15 protein-coding genes are annotated in these 14,104 nt (G+C 59.0%); 8 read left to right on the top strand and 7 right to left on the bottom strand.

Annotated elements, in window-relative coordinates:
• The 7 genes from V7Q10_RS04895 to V7Q10_RS04865 form a co-directional block, all read left to right on the top strand.
• Positions 1–933, top strand: a 933-nt coding sequence (locus V7Q10_RS04895) for a hypothetical protein (RefSeq protein WP_333867935.1), incomplete at its 5' end; no start/stop codon positions are given.
• Positions 930–1,238 (top strand): hypothetical protein, encoded by a 309-nt coding sequence (locus V7Q10_RS04890; protein WP_333867934.1) that lies wholly within the window; start codon positions 930–932, stop codon positions 1,236–1,238. The genes V7Q10_RS04895 and V7Q10_RS04890, both read left to right, overlap by 4 nt.
• Positions 1,231–2,358: a hypothetical protein gene (locus V7Q10_RS04885; protein ID WP_333867933.1), complete on the top strand. Its 1,128-nt coding sequence runs from the start codon at positions 1,231–1,233 to the stop codon at positions 2,356–2,358. The genes V7Q10_RS04890 and V7Q10_RS04885 overlap by 8 nt, the downstream gene beginning before the upstream one ends.
• A 12-nt stretch (positions 2,359–2,370) precedes the next feature.
• Positions 2,371–4,302, top strand: coding sequence for an AAA family ATPase (locus V7Q10_RS04880; protein WP_333867932.1), 1,932 nt, complete (start codon positions 2,371–2,373; stop codon positions 4,300–4,302).
• Positions 4,299–5,657 carry a DUF6638 family protein gene (locus V7Q10_RS04875; RefSeq protein WP_333867931.1) on the top strand — a complete coding sequence of 453 codons (1,359 nt, stop codon included), beginning with the start codon at positions 4,299–4,301 and terminating at the stop codon, positions 5,655–5,657. The genes V7Q10_RS04880 and V7Q10_RS04875 overlap by 4 nt, the downstream gene beginning before the upstream one ends.
• Positions 5,654–5,920, top strand: a complete 267-nt coding sequence (locus V7Q10_RS04870; protein WP_333867930.1) for a hypothetical protein — start codon at positions 5,654–5,656, stop codon at positions 5,918–5,920. The genes V7Q10_RS04875 and V7Q10_RS04870 overlap by 4 nt, the downstream gene beginning before the upstream one ends.
• Before the next feature lie 12 nt (positions 5,921–5,932).
• Positions 5,933–6,604 (top strand): DUF1523 family protein, encoded by a 672-nt coding sequence (locus V7Q10_RS04865; protein ID WP_333867929.1) that lies wholly within the window; start codon positions 5,933–5,935, stop codon positions 6,602–6,604.
• A gap of 48 nt (positions 6,605–6,652) precedes the next feature.
• On the opposite strand, the gene pheT is transcribed toward V7Q10_RS04865, so the two are convergent.
• The 6 genes from pheT to pyk all read right to left on the bottom strand — a co-directional run bounded on the left by pheT (position 6,653) and on the right by pyk (position 12,995).
• A complete protein-coding gene (pheT, locus tag V7Q10_RS04860; protein ID WP_333867928.1) occupies positions 6,653–9,061 on the bottom strand; it encodes a phenylalanine--tRNA ligase subunit beta in 2,409 nt (802 codons plus the stop codon).
• Between the two features lie 294 nt (positions 9,062–9,355).
• The gene (gene pheS, locus V7Q10_RS04855) at positions 9,356–10,438 is read right to left on the bottom strand and encodes a phenylalanine--tRNA ligase subunit alpha (RefSeq protein WP_333867927.1); all 1,083 of its coding nucleotides are present in this window, start codon (positions 10,436–10,438) and stop codon (positions 9,356–9,358) included.
• Positions 10,439–10,595: 157 nt separating this feature from the next.
• The gene (gene rplT / locus V7Q10_RS04850; protein WP_333867926.1) at positions 10,596–10,961 is read right to left on the bottom strand and encodes a 50S ribosomal protein L20; all 366 of its coding nucleotides are present in this window, start codon (positions 10,959–10,961) and stop codon (positions 10,596–10,598) included.
• 11 nt (positions 10,962–10,972) lie between these two features.
• A complete protein-coding gene (gene rpmI, locus V7Q10_RS04845) occupies positions 10,973–11,173 on the bottom strand; it encodes a 50S ribosomal protein L35 (RefSeq protein WP_333867925.1) in 201 nt (66 codons plus the stop codon).
• A gap of 118 nt (positions 11,174–11,291) precedes the next feature.
• Positions 11,292–11,516, bottom strand: a complete 225-nt coding sequence (locus V7Q10_RS04840; protein ID WP_333867924.1) for a hypothetical protein — start codon at positions 11,514–11,516, stop codon at positions 11,292–11,294.
• Positions 11,517–11,546: 30 nt separating this feature from the next.
• Positions 11,547–12,995 carry a pyruvate kinase gene (gene pyk, locus V7Q10_RS04835; protein WP_333867923.1) on the bottom strand — a complete coding sequence of 483 codons (1,449 nt, stop codon included), beginning with the start codon at positions 12,993–12,995 and terminating at the stop codon, positions 11,547–11,549.
• A 148-nt stretch (positions 12,996–13,143) separates the two neighbouring features.
• Here pyk and V7Q10_RS04830 point away from each other — a divergent pair, with 148 nt between their 5' ends.
• The gene (locus tag V7Q10_RS04830) at positions 13,144–13,872 is read left to right on the top strand and encodes an N-formylglutamate amidohydrolase (protein ID WP_333867922.1); all 729 of its coding nucleotides are present in this window, start codon (positions 13,144–13,146) and stop codon (positions 13,870–13,872) included.
• A gap of 44 nt (positions 13,873–13,916) precedes the next feature.
• On the opposite strand, the gene V7Q10_RS04825 is transcribed toward V7Q10_RS04830, so the two are convergent.
• Positions 13,917–14,104: hypothetical protein (locus V7Q10_RS04825; RefSeq protein ID WP_333867921.1), on the bottom strand; the 188-nt coding region annotated here is incomplete at its 5' end.

Here is a 14,104-nt window from a genome sequence, read left to right as displayed (position 1 = left end):
GCGACGCTGGACGATGTGCACAAACACACCGATCTGATGAATGCCAATATCGCCGAGCTTATCATGGGGCTGGATGATGTCACGGCGGGTTTCTCGAAAGATTTCAGCGAGATGCGCAGCAAGACCGGTACCGAACGGTTCATCGGCATCTTTTCTTCGGCCAAATCCGAATCGATGCGGCAAGAGCGGATGCGCAGGGCCTCGATTGATGCAAAATTGCAGGATTTGATCGGAAAATCCGATGTGATCGTCAAGCTTTTGCAGGGTCAGCTGGATCTTTTGAACGGGCAAAAAGCCAAGGTCGAGACCAATCTGGGCAGCACCCTCACCGAGCGCGAAGTTGCCGTGCAGACGCTAGAGGCGGTGCGCGCCGAGGTGACGGCCTTGGACCCCAAGATCATCGAGTTAGAGAATAAAATCAGCGTCGAGATGGACGCCACTGCACGCACCAAGCTTGAAACCGAGCTTGCCGGTCTGAACGCGCGCTACAACGCGCTGGTGCAGGACGAACAGGTGCAATTGGCGAAATCGCAGACCTTGGAGCGCTATATTGAAAAAGGCAAAACTTGGCTCGACAGCCTGACCAATCAGGCCGCGACGCAATTGGTTTTGATCAATAAATTGCAAACTGACACCAAGCAGCGCGTGGTGCTTTATGACGCCCTGACCAGCAGTCTGAAAACTGCGCAGCAGCAAGAGGTCGCGCATCGGATCAACGAAATTGGCGTGAAAACTGACCAAGAAGCACAGGTTGCGATGGCGGCTATCGGCTCGGCGACCAATGCCAAAATGGCCGATATGCTGGAGGCGCACGAAGGCCAGATGGTCTTTGCCCGCGATGTCTTGGCACAAAAGGCCAAGGCAGATGAACGCTTTGCGCGCCGCTTTGCCAAGATTGTCGAGAAGCACGACAAGAATGCGTATGGCGAATGACCTTTCATGAGCAAACCCGCTGGTGTTGGATCTGGGCGCTGGCATTGACGCTTTTGCTGGTGTTGTTCTTTGCGGGTGCCGAACTGATGCCGCATCACCTTGCGCATATGTTCGAGATTTTGACCTGGCTGATCGGCTTTGAATTGCTGTTGTTCGTGGGCCTTGGCGGTCTGCTGCGGCCGGCGATGAAATGGGTCTATCATCGCCTAAGTGATGAAAGCGCGCTTTGGCGTGGCCTGGCGACTTTGCCGGGGCTGCGGCTTTGGTTCTGGCTGACCGCCAAAGGCGCGGACCGCGATGCCTAAGACAGCGCTGACCGATGACCACCAAGAGCTGTATGACGGCCCCACCGCGCGGCGCTATTTTGCCAAATTTGAGCGGATCACCGGACATCTTTTGCGCGTGACAGGCGAGGTCGAGGCCGAAGGCCAGTTGACCCGCACCGAGGCGCGAATTTTGGGGCGCTATCTGACCGCGCTGACCGGAACCTTTCGCGCGCTCAGTTACAAATATCTGATGACGGGGCGCAGCGAAGGCAGCGCAAGCCTGACCTTTGATCGCCACGAAAGCGGCTTTCCGGTGGCGCAAGAGCTGATGATGATGGCGCTGGACGCCGCACAGGTGCAAAAGCATTTGGGCGGTATGGCCTCGACTGCCGAGCTGAAAGACCGGATGGTGCGGCAGATCTTGCGCGATTTGACCGTGCCGGTGCAGCTGCAATTTGCCCTCGCGCAGCGGCTTTATTACGAGGCTTTGGCGCTTGCGGTGGATCAGGCTGGCGGCATCTTTTGGCCTAAGAACGACCCCGATGTGCAGTTCATCCGCGAGCTGCCGGGGCGGCGGCATTTTCTGTTGCATTGGGCGGTTTATGACACGCAGCTGAACCTGCCGGTGGTCTATCTGATGGATGTGGAAGATAGCGGCAAAAAGCCTCTGCCGCGGGATGATCGCCGCTGGCCCATGGTGCAGGCGCATCTGATGGCGCAATCGGCGATGGGGCTGAAACTGCTGACCATCGCGCAGGGGTTTGACAAAGATTTCAGCGGCTTGCACCCAAAGCGGTTGCGCCGGATGACGCTTGGCCCGATGTATAGCCATGATTTCACTCTGCAATCGGGGCCGATTTCGCAGGTGCTGTCAGATGCCAAGGCCGCTGATGGTGACGATTGGGCCTTGGTCTGGACGGTCGAGGATCTGCTGTCTGAGCGCGAGGAAGAGGTCAAAGAGGGTTGGTTTTCCAGCGCCGAACGGCAGGTCTTCAAGCTGGACGCATTCGCGCCTGACAGCGGCCTTTCGCGGATGGACCGCATGGTGATCCTGCCCGAGCGGCCCTATCAGGTCTTGGCCGAACTGAACCAACCGGGCCTGCGCGATCTGCGAAAGTTTGTGGTGGGGGCAAGTGGGCAGATCTTGCCCGCGCGCTGAAAGGAGAGGGCGATGACAGCTGGGCGTGACGCGATGGAGCTGCGCGAAGAGGATATTCGCCGCCACTATGACGCGGCTTTGGCGCTGCTGACGGGTTTTGACCACGCGCCGCGACTGGCCAAGCCGGTCGAAGCCGCGCGGGCGCCCGAACGCTCGGCCGGGCTTGGCACGCGGCCGATGTTTCGCGCCACCACGCCGGGTTTGGTGACGCGGCCCACGGCGCGGGCGGGGTCGGTGCGGCTGATCGAACGGGTCGAGGCTTTGGCCGATGGCTTGCTCTCACCCAGCCTTGCGGCCGCGCTGCAGGCCCTGCGGCGTGGCTTGGCGATTGCGGCGGCGATGGGGGAAACCTTTGGCCAAGACTCGGGTCTGGCCGAGCTGAAAACCGCCAATCTGCAAGGCCGCTTGCCCGAGCTGCGCCGCGCCGAATTTGCCGATCTGCTGGCCGCCGAGGCTTTGGTGCAGATGCATGTCTTTGCCAATGCCACCGCGTTTTTGCTGGCCCCACATCTAAATGCGCTGACTGTTGAGGTGGGCACGGTCGAAGAGGTGCTGACCGATAACGCGCCACTCGCCCTGCAAGGCGTACTGTGGGAATTGGACCAGGATATTGCGGTTCTGGCGGGCGATGCCCCGCGGCTTTTGGCAGTGATTGCGGCCTTTTGCGAGGCGCTGATGGCCCGCGTTGCCCTGCGCGCACAAGAGGCTGTGCGCACGCAGGCCTTCACCTCGGGGGCATGGCGGATCGAGGCCGACGGGCTCTCGCTTGCAGGCTTTACCCCGGCGCGTGCGGCAAAAGCGGCTGCGCTGACCATGCAGTTCAAAAAACCCGCCGAGGTGGTGGGTAATCATATCGCCAAGGCGCAAAGCCTGCGCTTGGCAAAGATGCTGATGGCCTATGATTTCAAGCGCAAGCTGAACCCCTTTGCCGAACTGGGCGGGTTCATCTTTACCTTTATGGGCGACGGCAAACCGGGCACGGGCAAGACCACGCTTATTCAGATGATGGCTGGATTGTTGAATGATTACTGCAAGGTAGCGGGCTATCCCTTTCGCTATCAGAACTTTTCGATTGATCAGATCGACAGCTATCAGGGCAAATCCGGGCAGAACGCCAAGGCCTTTATCAGCGCGATCCTTGATCCTTCGGTGATTGGTTTTGGCACCATCGACGACATCGACCAAGTTGCCGGCAAGCGCGGTGACAGGCAGTCTTCGGCGGGCCAGCAAGAGGTGACGGCGGTGTTCATGGCGGCCTTTGCGGGGGCCGAAACCGTGGTGCGCGGCAATTGCAGCTTTGGCATGTTCTCGAATTATCCCGAAAACGTCGATGATGCCCTGCGGCAGCGGGCGGGGGCGCGGTTTTTGGTGGATGGGCCGCAAAGCCGTGAGGATTACGTTGATCTTCTGGCGCTTTTGCTGGGCAAAAACCACGCGATTCCGCTGGGCGATCATGCCCTCTTTGCCGCGCAAGAGATCAAGCGCGCGGTTGCCGCCAGCTATGAGGGTCACGCAAAACCGCAAGAGGAAGGGCTGCTGCGGGTCTGGGATCAGCTGCGGCGCGATCTGGGCCCGCTGGACACTTTGGCGAAACTTGGCGCCTATCTGAAGGCTATTCAGCAGGCCGATCAACGCTTTACCGGTCGTGCGATCAAGAATATCACCGATGCCGTCAAGGTGCGGGCGATGGATTTTGATCTGCCAGACGAATGGATGGAGGTGCCCGATCTCTTTCTGTTCAAGCCCTATGATGAAAAGCTGGCGATGATCAAAGCGCTGATGACGCCGATCAGCCTTGAGATGGTGGTGCAGGAAATCAACCGCTACGCCGATTCTGAATTTCGCTATGCGGATACCTCGAACGAAGCGGCGGTTCAGGCGATGGTGCGGGATTTTGCCCGCCAAGAAGAGGCCAAGCGGCGGTTTTTGGAGGCGCGGGAATGAAGCGCCTGATCGAAAAGGGTCTGATGTTTGGCAATCTGATCGAGGTATCGTCGCCGCAATTGGTCGAGCGCTATAACCGCGCGTTGAAGGCGCTGACCGGCAAAGAAACCGCGCTTTCGGATTTTCACATCGACATTTCAGGCTTTAGCCCCGAGATTGGCGACGAATTCGGCGACAGGCTTTATCTGAACCCGCATGGATGTAACCGCCAGTTCATATTGCTGACCACCAGCCAGAAAACCGCGCCGCTGCTGCATATCAAATTCTCGACCAGCCGCGATATTTTGCAGCGCTTCATTGAGGCGAATGAACGGCAATTGTTCGCGCTGACCGCCCAAGATGCGGTGATCGGGGAATTGGCGAATTCGGTCTACGAGATGTCTAGCCCTCTGAAACTGCTGGATATTCGCAAGGTGACGGTCGAGGCTGACACCATCGGCGGCCATGTTGCTGATGCCAATCAGCTGGGCGGCTTGATCGAGCGCTTTCGCTCCGAGCCTGACGGCTGGCGCGATGATGATCTGATCGCACAGATGATCGCTTTGGCGAAAAAGACCGGCGATGTCACAAGGGTGCCGATCAGCCTGCCCGCCATGTGCTTTGAACAGCCCAGTTTCTGGACGGCGCATTTTGGCGGCGTCTATGTTTTTGGTGATACGCTGGTGCCTGCGGTGATTTCGGTGCTGCCGCGTGCAACTTTGGCGGCGCTGCCGAAGATTAAGGTGATGGATCTGGGCCAGCGCAATGCGATTGCTGAATGGATGGTCACAAACGCCTTGGTCGAGCCGATTGTGCAGGCGCGCGGCATGGATGCGGGTGCGGTTTTGCGGCAAAAGATGGATTTCATCTTGGTTGATGCCGCCGATGCCCTTGGCCTTGATCTGGGCGATGCGCGGCGGACCGAGTTGCGCAAGATCGCGCAGCGATTGGGCGATGCGCTGCCTCCGGCGTTTTTGGGGCTGGCTGCGCTTTTGCGCTGGGTCGAGCGGGCCGGGCCTTGGCCGCAGCTTACCTCCGAGCATCCTGCCTATTTCTACACCCTGCGCGCCGCGGCTGGGCCGCAGCGTGATCTGGTCAATATGTTGCTGGCCGAGCTTGCGCCGATGGATGTGCGGCAGATGTTCATCACCCATAAGGAATTATTTTACGCAAGCTACGCCACTTGGTCCGAGAAAAAGCGGCGCTATGTGGCGGATTTTCTGGAACGCGAGTATAAGGTCGATGCGCAGGGCGCGCGCGCGGCCTTGTTTGGGCCAGAGCCGTCGATGGACGCGCGGCATCAACTGCCCCATATTGCGCGCGATCTGGGTCAGATCGTCGGGCCTTGGGGCGCGGTAAAGCGAGGCAAGCTATGATCGGGATTGTACGTTTGGCGGTTTTCGGCTTTGTGGCCCTGACGCTGCTGTATTTTCTGATTTCGACCTATTCGCGTTCGGTGCGGCGCGAATGGCTGGAAAAAACCTTTGACGCTGGTGGCATCGAAGGCACGCGCGAGGCCTATATCGAGGCGGGCATGCAGGCCTACCAACATGGGCTGCGGCGGCGCTTGCTGTGGTTGGTTTATATCCTTCCCACGGCGGTTGTGGCGGCAACGATCTATTTTGTGAACTTTCAGTAAGGAAACGATGCAATGAATAAGCTTAAATGGAGCCTGCGCCTGACGGTGCTGCTGATCGTGGGGCTGTTTTTGCATTACACCTTGCCGCAGCACGATATTGTGCGGATCACCAATACCTACAACCGGCTGACCACGGTTGGCAGTGAGAATTCTTGGGCCTATGCCTCGCCCGACAGTGGCACCGCCGAAAGCGGCACTACCCGCGACATTCGATTTATCGAAGCCGCTTATCCAGATGGGTCGGTGATCGTCTATCGCAATGAAGACACCGGCTGGGTCTGGCCGCCCTATTTCAAATATGACAGCTCGAATTTGCAGGCGCAGGCGGGCAATCTGAAATCTTTGGCCTCGGCACCAACTTGGGTTTCGGTGACGCATTACGGCTGGCGCTTTGCGTTTTTGTCGATTTATCCCAATGCGATAGGGGTGAAAGAGGTCGCCAGCCCAGATGTGCGGATCATCCCTTATGTGCCAATCATCGTGCTGCTGCTGTTGGCTTTTGGCTATGTGATGTTGCGGCGGATGTGGGCGCAGTTTCTAGAGCGCACCGTCGAACCCGCCATGGCCGAAGTTGAAGAAACTTGGGACGGTGTTGAGGCGCGTGCAGACCTTGCCTCGACCAAGGCCAAGGGCGTGATGGGGCGCATTGGGGCGTGGTTCGGCAGCTGGCGGGCCAAGAAATAGGCCGCAGCACAGAAAACCGCGCGGCGCCTTTGCACCGCGCGGTTTGATTTATCCGCGCAACGCGCCGCCGGTGGCTTTGCTGACCTTGTCGATGATCTTGGCCGAGACGGCTTCGATATCGGCATCGGTCAGGGTCTTGTCGGTGGGTTGCAACCGCACCGTCAGCGCGATGGACTTTTTGCCAGCGCCCATCTGTGCTTCCGCCTTTGCCCCGATGAACTGATCGAAAATCCGCACCTCGGCGATCAGCGCTTTGTCGGCCCCAGCGGCCGCGTTCACCGCCGTTAGGGCCTCGACGCCCGCATCGACAACGAAAGCAAAGTCACGCTCGACCGCTTGTAGATCCGACAGCACCAGCGCCGGTTTGGTTGGGGTTTTCACCTTGGCAAAGGGGATATTGGCGACCAGAACTGTGAAGGCAACCGCAGGGCCTTTGATATCCATCGCTGCAAGGATCTTTGGATGCACCTCGCCAAAGCTGGCCATCACATTTGGCCCCAGACCAATCACGCCAGAGCGACCGGGGTGCCACCAAGCGGCGGTTTTGCGGTTGATCTGCACGCGGGCGGGGGCACCAAGGGCTGCCAGCACTGCCTCGACATCGGCCTTTGCATCATAGACGTCGTTCATCCGCCGTGCGCCATGTGGATCGCGCGCAGCCGTGGCACCGATCAGCAGGCCGGTGGCTTGCAGATGCTGCTCGCCGGGTTCGCCGCCGTGAAAGACCGGGCCCACTTCGAACAGCGCCATATCCATAAAGCCGCGAGCTTGGTTGCGCGCCGCTGCGCGCAGCAGGCCGGGCAGCAGATCGGGGCGCATATGCGTCATCTCGGACGAGATCGGGTTATCAACGCGCAGCGCATCAGCCCCGCCGCCAAACAGGCTTGCGCCGGTCTGGTCGATAAAGCTGTAGGTGACGCATTCGTTATAGCCAAGTGCTGCGATGGTGCGGCGGGCCAAACGCTCGCGCACTTGCAAGGGCGTCAGGATCGGACGCGGCACGCCTGCCACCAGTCGCGGCAGCGGGGTGCCGACAAGCTTGGTCAGGCTGGCGATGCGGGCGACTTCTTCGACCAGATCGGCCTCGCCCAAGATGTCGGGGCGCCAGGACGGCGGGCTTGCCATATCGCCGTTCAGGGTAAAGCCAAGCGCTTGCAAGGTGCGGCGCTGCTCGGCTTCGGGGATGTCCATGCCAACAAGGCTGATCACGCGCGCGGGCTTAAGCTGATAGGCGCGGCTGGTGTCTTTGGCAGCACCATCTTCGGCCAGATCAGAGGCTTCGCCACCGCAAAGATCAAGGATCATCTGGGTCGCCAGATCAAGCCCATCAAGGCTAAAGGCCGGGTCAACGCCGCGTTCAAAGCGATAGCGCGCATCCGAGTTGATCTTCAGCGCGCGGCCAGTGGCAGCGATGGTGATCGGATCCCAATAGGCGGATTCGACGAAAACATCCGTGGTCTCGGGCGTGCATCCAGAGGCTTCGCCGCCCATGATACCGGCCAAGGATTCAACGCCCTGATCGTCGGAAATCGCCATTTGCCCTGCGCGCAGGCTATAGGTCTTGCCGTCCAGCGCCAGAAACTCTTCGCCCCCAACTGCCGCGTGAATGCGCAGCTTGCCCTGCACCTTGCCTGCGTCAAACACATGCAACGGGCGGTTCAGGCCAAAGGTGAAATAGTTGGTGATATCAACAAGCGTCGAGATTGGCCGCAGCCCAATCGCCTTAAGCCGTGCTTGCAGCCAATCTGGCGACGGCCCGTTCTTGACGCCGCGAATGGTGCGGCCTGCGAAATGCGGGCAGCCTTTGGTTTTCAGATCGGCGCTGATTTCCACCTGCACGGGGCTGGCAAAGCCGCCCTTGATCACCGGGATCGGCAGCGGTTTCAGCGTGCCAAGACCGCGTGCGGCCAGATCACGCGCCACACCGCGCACGCCCAAAGCATCGGGGCGGTTCGGAGTGATTTTAATATGGATCATCGGGTCAGCCAGCGCGGGGCGATTTTTCGCCAACCAATCGGCGAATTTCTCGCCAATCTCGCCCGAGGGCAGCTCGATAATGCCGTTATGTTCGTCCGACAGCTCTAGCTCGCGTTCAGAGGCCATCATGCCATGCGATTCAACGCCACGGATTTTGCCGATGCCCAGCGTCACATCAATGCCCGGCACATAGTCGCCGGGTTTGCACAAGACCACGGTGATGCCTTCGCGGGCATTGGGTGCGCCGCAAACGATCTGCTTTTCACCCTCATCCGTCATCACACGGCAGACGCGCAGCTTGTCGGCGTCTGGGTGCTTTTCGGCATGGATCACACGAGCCAGCGTAAAGGGGGCCAGTTTTGCCAGCGGATTCACCACCTCTTCCACCTCTAGCCCCAGATCGGTCAGAGCGTAGAGGATGTCTTCCAGCGAAGACGTCGTTTCAAGGTGATCTTTCAGCCAAGACAGGGTGAATTTCATAGCGCAGCCCTTCGGAATTACTTGGGCTTGGGATTAGCGCATTGGGGCGCAAAGGGGAAGCGGCCTGCGGTCGAAATGCTGTGGGGTTTCCGAGCTAGAAACAGCTTGTCGCGCAAAAACCGCATCAAATGCCATAATCTGCCATGTGATTTGAGCTATAGCGACAAAATGGCTCTGATAACGCTCGAGATCCCCAAAGACATGCGCCGCAGCGAGGCGGTAAGACTTTGCATTTTGCTTGGTCTGACCGTCTTGCTGTTTCTAAAGCTTGGCGTATTTGTCTAGAGCAGGGGCTTAGGCCGACAACCCGCCAGCAAGATCCGGCATATCCAGCGCTGCAAAGCCGTAATGGCGCAGCCAGCGTAGATCGCTTTCAAAAAACGCGCGCAGATCGGGGATGCCGTATTTCAGCATAGCAATGCGGTCGATGCCCATGCCAAAGGCAAAGCCTTGCCATTCATCGGGGTTCACACCGGCTGCGGCCAGCACTTTGGGGTGAACCATGCCCGAGCCAAGAATTTCCATCCATTTGTCGCCCTCGCCAATGCGCAGCTGACCGCCAACATTGGAATAACGGATATCAACTTCGGCCGAGGGTTCGGTAAAGGGGAAGTGGCTGGCACGAAAGCGCAGCTCGACCTTGTCAACTTCGAAAAATGCGCGGCAGAATTCCTCCAGCGTCCATTTCAGATTGGCCATGCTGATGTCGCGGCCAATCGCAAGACCTTCGACCTGATGGAACATCGGGGTATGGGTTTGGTCCATATCCATGCGGTAGACGCGACCGGGAGCAATCACCCGGATCGGCGCGCCCTGTTCGGTCATGGCGCGAATCTGCACCGGGCTGGTATGGGTGCGCAAGACATGCGGCGGGCGCAGATCGCCCTCGGCACGGTGCATAAAGAAGGTGTCGTGTTCCTGCCGCGCGGGGTGCTCGGGCGGGATGTTCAGCGCGTCAAAGTTATACCAGTCCGATTCGATCTGCGGACCTTCGGCGACGGCAAAGCCCATATCGGCAAAGATCGCGGTCAGCTCTTCCATCACTTGGCTGACGGGGTGGATGGTGCCCTGACGGCGTGGGCGCGCGGGCAGGGTGACGTCCAACCACTCCGAGCGCAGGCGCGCGTCAAGGGCGGCATCGCCAAGCGCTGCCTTTTTGGCGCGCAGAGCGGCGTCGATCTCGTCTTTCAGCACGTTCAGCATCGCGCCTGCGGCTTTGCGCGCGTCGGGGTCCATTTTGCCCAGAGCCGACATCAGCGCCGAAATCTCGCCCTTTTTGCCAAGGGCGGCAAGGCGCAGCTCTTCCAGACCGGCTTCATCGCCAATATTGGCAATGGCGACCAGATATTTGGCCTTAAGATCGTCTAACCCGTCCATGACAGTCTCCGAATTCGTGCCGTTTGGTGCTAACGGCAAGGGCGCGCGGATGCAAGTGGTCGGCAAAATCGCAGAACGAATAAGCGCGAAAGACCCTGCGCCGCGCAATAAAAAAGGCCCCGCAAAAGCAGGGCCTTTTCTTTAGATCAGCTTGAAATCAAGCAGCCAGAGCGGCTTTGGCCTGAGCTGCGATGGCGTTAAACGCCTCGGGCTCGTGCACGGCCAGATCGGCCAGAACCTTACGGTCCACCTCGATGCCAGCTTTCGCCAGACCGTTGATGAAACGCGAGTATGTGAACTCGATGTCGAACAGACGCACGGCCGCGTTGATCCGCTGGATCCACAAAGCGCGGAAGTTGCGCTTGCGGTTCTTACGGTCGCGCGTTGCATACTGCTGGGCCTTATCAACGGCCTGAGTAGCTGTGCGGAAGTTCGTGGAGCGGGCGGCGTAATAGCCAGCCGCCTTCTTGATCACCTTGCGGTGACGGGCGTGGGTAACGACGCCAGATTTAACGCGGGACATCTAAGCTCTCCTTACCGGTCGTATGGCATGTATTTTTTGACGATTTTCGCATCGGATGCGCAAAGGATCATGGTCCCCGTCGCGTCACGAATGAACTTCGTCGTGCGTTTGATCATGCCGTGGCGTTTGCCGGCAACGCCAGCTTTTACACGACCGGAAGCAGTGAAGCTGAAACGCTTCTTCGCCGCCGACTTGGTCTTCATCTTGGGCATTTCCATCTCCATGGTTGCAGGCAATGCTTGGCATGCCACGTTGGCCAGCATCGCGGGGTATTCGAGTGGTCCCTATAGGCGCGCCAGCCCAGGGGTGCAAGCGGATTCTGGCCGCAGTTTACCGGATGATGCCCGCAATCACCCGCGTCACAGCATGCGGTATATCCGCAAAGCGATAGCCGCCTGGTTTTTGCGTTAGCGCCACGACCAGCAGGACGCCGCCGATCATCATCATGATAGCCGCCGACCGAGGCGGGCGGCTATCAACATAGGCAGAGAACATCGGGGGTATCGCCAAGACACAGATCGCAAGACTAAGAACCAGAATCTGATCGTACACCATGGCAATACCCTTTACTCAAAGAGTTAAAGCTTATTCTGGGTCTACCCGCGAAATCAACCGTTCATCACAAGGCGCCACACGCAGGATATTGGTTGTGCCTTTGACGTTAAAAGGCACACCTGCGGTCACAACGATCTGATCTTCGACTTCGGCAAAGCCATCGCGGCGCGCAGCACCAACGGCAGCCAAAACGGCGCCCTTAAAGCGGTCTTGCGGTTCGGTAATGGCGCAATGCGCGCCCCATGTCAGCGCAAGCCTGCGGGCGGTCGACATCAGCGGCGTCAGCGCAATGATCGGCACCTGTGGCCGTTCGCGCGCCACAAGGCTGGCAGTTTCGCCGCTTTGGGTAAAGCAAGCGATGGCCTTGATGTTGGTAGCTTCGGCGATTTCACGCGCGGCGGCAACGATACCGTCGGCAATGGTTTCGCGACGCACAACGCGGCTGGCTTCGATCACCTGACGATAGGTCGGGTCTTTTTCGACCGACATCGCCACGTTGTTCATCGTGGTGACGGCTTCGATCGGGAATTTGCCCGCAGCCGATTCGGCCGAAAGCATGATCGCATCCGCGCCTTCATAGATGGCGGTTGCCACATCCGAGACTTCGGCGCGGGTTGGCACCGGCGCTTCGATCATCGATTCGAGCATCTGGGTCGCAACGATCACAGGCTTTGCCGCAGCGCGCGCGCCGCGCACCAAGCGTTTCTGGATCGGCGGCACCGAGGTGACGGGCAATTCAACGCCCAGATCGCCGCGTGCCACCATGATGCCGTCAGAGACCTGCAAAATCGCGTCATAGGCTTTGACAGCCGCAGGCTTTTCGATTTTCGACAGAATCGCGGCGCGGCCTTTGGCCAACTGACGCGCTTCGATCACATCTTCGGGGCGCTGCACGAAGGACAAAGCCAACCAATCGACACCCAATTCGCAAGCGAATTCAAGGTCATCGCGGTCTTTTGCTGAAAGCGCTGCCAAGGGCAGAACCACATCCGGCACGTTCACGCCCTTGCGGTTGGAAATTACGCCGCCGACTTCGACCACGCAGTTGGCAAAGTCTTTGCCGCAGTCTTTGACCCGCAGACGGATCTTGCCGTCGTTGACCAAAAGGCTAGAGCCAGCCTCAAGAGCGGCAAAAATCTCGGGGTGCGGCAGTTGCACGCGGGTTGCGTCGCCGGGGGCGGCTGCAAGATCCATGCGGAACTCTGCGCCGATCACCAGATCTTCGCCCTCTGGCTTGGCAAAGGTGCCAACGCGCAGTTTAGGGCCCTGAAGATCGGCCAAAATGGCGATGGGGCGACCCACATCCGCCTCGACCTGCCGAATAATGGCGTGGCGGGCTGCCTGTTCGGCATGGGTGCCATGGCTCATGTTCAAGCGGAACACATCGGCCCCCGCCTCGAACAAAGCGCGGATCATCTTATAGTCGCTGGAAGCTGGGCCCAAAGTGGCCACGATCTTAACATTCCGAAGGCGTCTCATGCCTTGTTCCTTTTCGTCGCGTTCAATTTCTTTGGTGGGCCGAGGGTCTTATGGCCCAATACCGATTGCGGGGCAACTGGCGCTGTGTTGCATTGCAGCATAAAGATGAAATCATAAGATAGTGTGACGGCGGCTGAGGCGGGGAAACATGGCATTCACGGTGGAAGGAACAGAGCGGGCGGGTCGGTGGCTGGTGACGGTTGATCATGCGACCAACCGCGTGCCCGCCGATATTGGCGGCGGATCATTGGGCATCAGCGATCAGGATATGGCGCGCCACATCGCCTATGATGTTGGCGCCTTGGGGCTTGCCCGCGCGCTTGGGCATTTGCTGGATAGCCCTGTGATTGCCTCTGATTTCAGCCGTTTGGTGATTGATCCCAATCGCGGCGAGCATGATCCGACTCTGGTGATGAAGCTTTATGACGGCACGATCATTCCGGCCAACCGTCATGTCGATGCCGCAGAGGTCGAGCGGCGCTTGCAGACCCTGTATCGCCCCTATCATGATGCCTATGCCAAACTTGCGGCGCGGCGCGATGATACGGTTGTTCTGGCCATTCACTCTTTCACCCCCTGCCTGAAGGGGCGGGCGCTGCGGCCTTGGCATGTGGGTGTGCTTTATGGCCACGAGGATGCGCGGCTGTCGCAACCGCTGATTGCGCGTCTGGCGCAGGAAACGGACCTTTGTATCGGCGACAACGAGCCCTATGCGGGCCAGCTTCCGGGTGATTCGGTGGACCGCCATGCGATTGCATCGGGCCGGCACAACACCCTGATCGAGCTGCGAAATGATCTGATTGCAACAGACACCCAGCAGCAGGCCTGGGCCGCGCGTTTGGCGCCGATTCTGCAAGAGGTGCTGGCGCAGCTTTAAGCTTGGCCATTTTGCATCCAAAGCGTGCAAAACCAGCCCTTTGTTTACAAGTTGTGTCCAATATTAACTTTTTCTTGACTAAAAAGGATAGGCTCGTCGACATCTGACCCAAGCGCCTGCCGCGCATTTTGGCAGCAGGCCGTTGCTTTTGTCAGGGGTGCTGCATGGAATTGATTTTGCTTTTTGGATTGCCGTTTTTGGCTTGGGGCCTGATTGGCGATCATGGCGGATC

It is taken from the genome of Cypionkella sp. (genome assembly GCF_036782355.1).
Lineage (GTDB): Bacteria > Pseudomonadota > Alphaproteobacteria > Rhodobacterales > Rhodobacteraceae > Cypionkella.
The sequence above is the reverse complement of the archived record's forward strand: the minus strand, read 5'-3'. Positions and strand labels throughout refer to the sequence as shown.

What these genes read in the sequence shown, in the direction of transcription:
- V7Q10_RS04890 (WP_333867934.1), top strand. Translation starts at nt 930, where the DNA reads ATGACCTTTCATGAGCAAACCCGCTGGTGTTGGATCTGGGCGCTGGCA.
- V7Q10_RS04885 (WP_333867933.1), top strand. Translation starts at nt 1,231, where the DNA reads ATGCCTAAGACAGCGCTGACCGATGACCACCAAGAGCTGTATGACGGC.
- V7Q10_RS04880 (WP_333867932.1), top strand. Translation starts at nt 2,371, where the DNA reads ATGACAGCTGGGCGTGACGCGATGGAGCTGCGCGAAGAGGATATTCGC.
- V7Q10_RS04875 (WP_333867931.1), top strand. Translation starts at nt 4,299, where the DNA reads ATGAAGCGCCTGATCGAAAAGGGTCTGATGTTTGGCAATCTGATCGAG.
- V7Q10_RS04870 (WP_333867930.1), top strand. Translation starts at nt 5,654, where the DNA reads ATGATCGGGATTGTACGTTTGGCGGTTTTCGGCTTTGTGGCCCTGACG.
- V7Q10_RS04865 (WP_333867929.1), top strand. Translation starts at nt 5,933, where the DNA reads ATGAATAAGCTTAAATGGAGCCTGCGCCTGACGGTGCTGCTGATCGTG.
- pheT (WP_333867928.1), bottom strand. Translation starts at nt 9,061, where the DNA reads ATGAAATTCACCCTGTCTTGGCTGAAAGATCACCTTGAAACGACGTCT.
- pheS (WP_333867927.1), bottom strand. Translation starts at nt 10,438, where the DNA reads ATGGACGGGTTAGACGATCTTAAGGCCAAATATCTGGTCGCCATTGCC.
- rplT (WP_333867926.1), bottom strand. Translation starts at nt 10,961, where the DNA reads ATGTCCCGCGTTAAATCTGGCGTCGTTACCCACGCCCGTCACCGCAAG.
- rpmI (WP_333867925.1), bottom strand. Translation starts at nt 11,173, where the DNA reads ATGCCCAAGATGAAGACCAAGTCGGCGGCGAAGAAGCGTTTCAGCTTC.
- V7Q10_RS04840 (WP_333867924.1), bottom strand. Translation starts at nt 11,516, where the DNA reads ATGGTGTACGATCAGATTCTGGTTCTTAGTCTTGCGATCTGTGTCTTG.
- pyk (WP_333867923.1), bottom strand. Translation starts at nt 12,995, where the DNA reads ATGAGACGCCTTCGGAATGTTAAGATCGTGGCCACTTTGGGCCCAGCT.
- V7Q10_RS04830 (WP_333867922.1), top strand. Translation starts at nt 13,144, where the DNA reads ATGGCATTCACGGTGGAAGGAACAGAGCGGGCGGGTCGGTGGCTGGTG.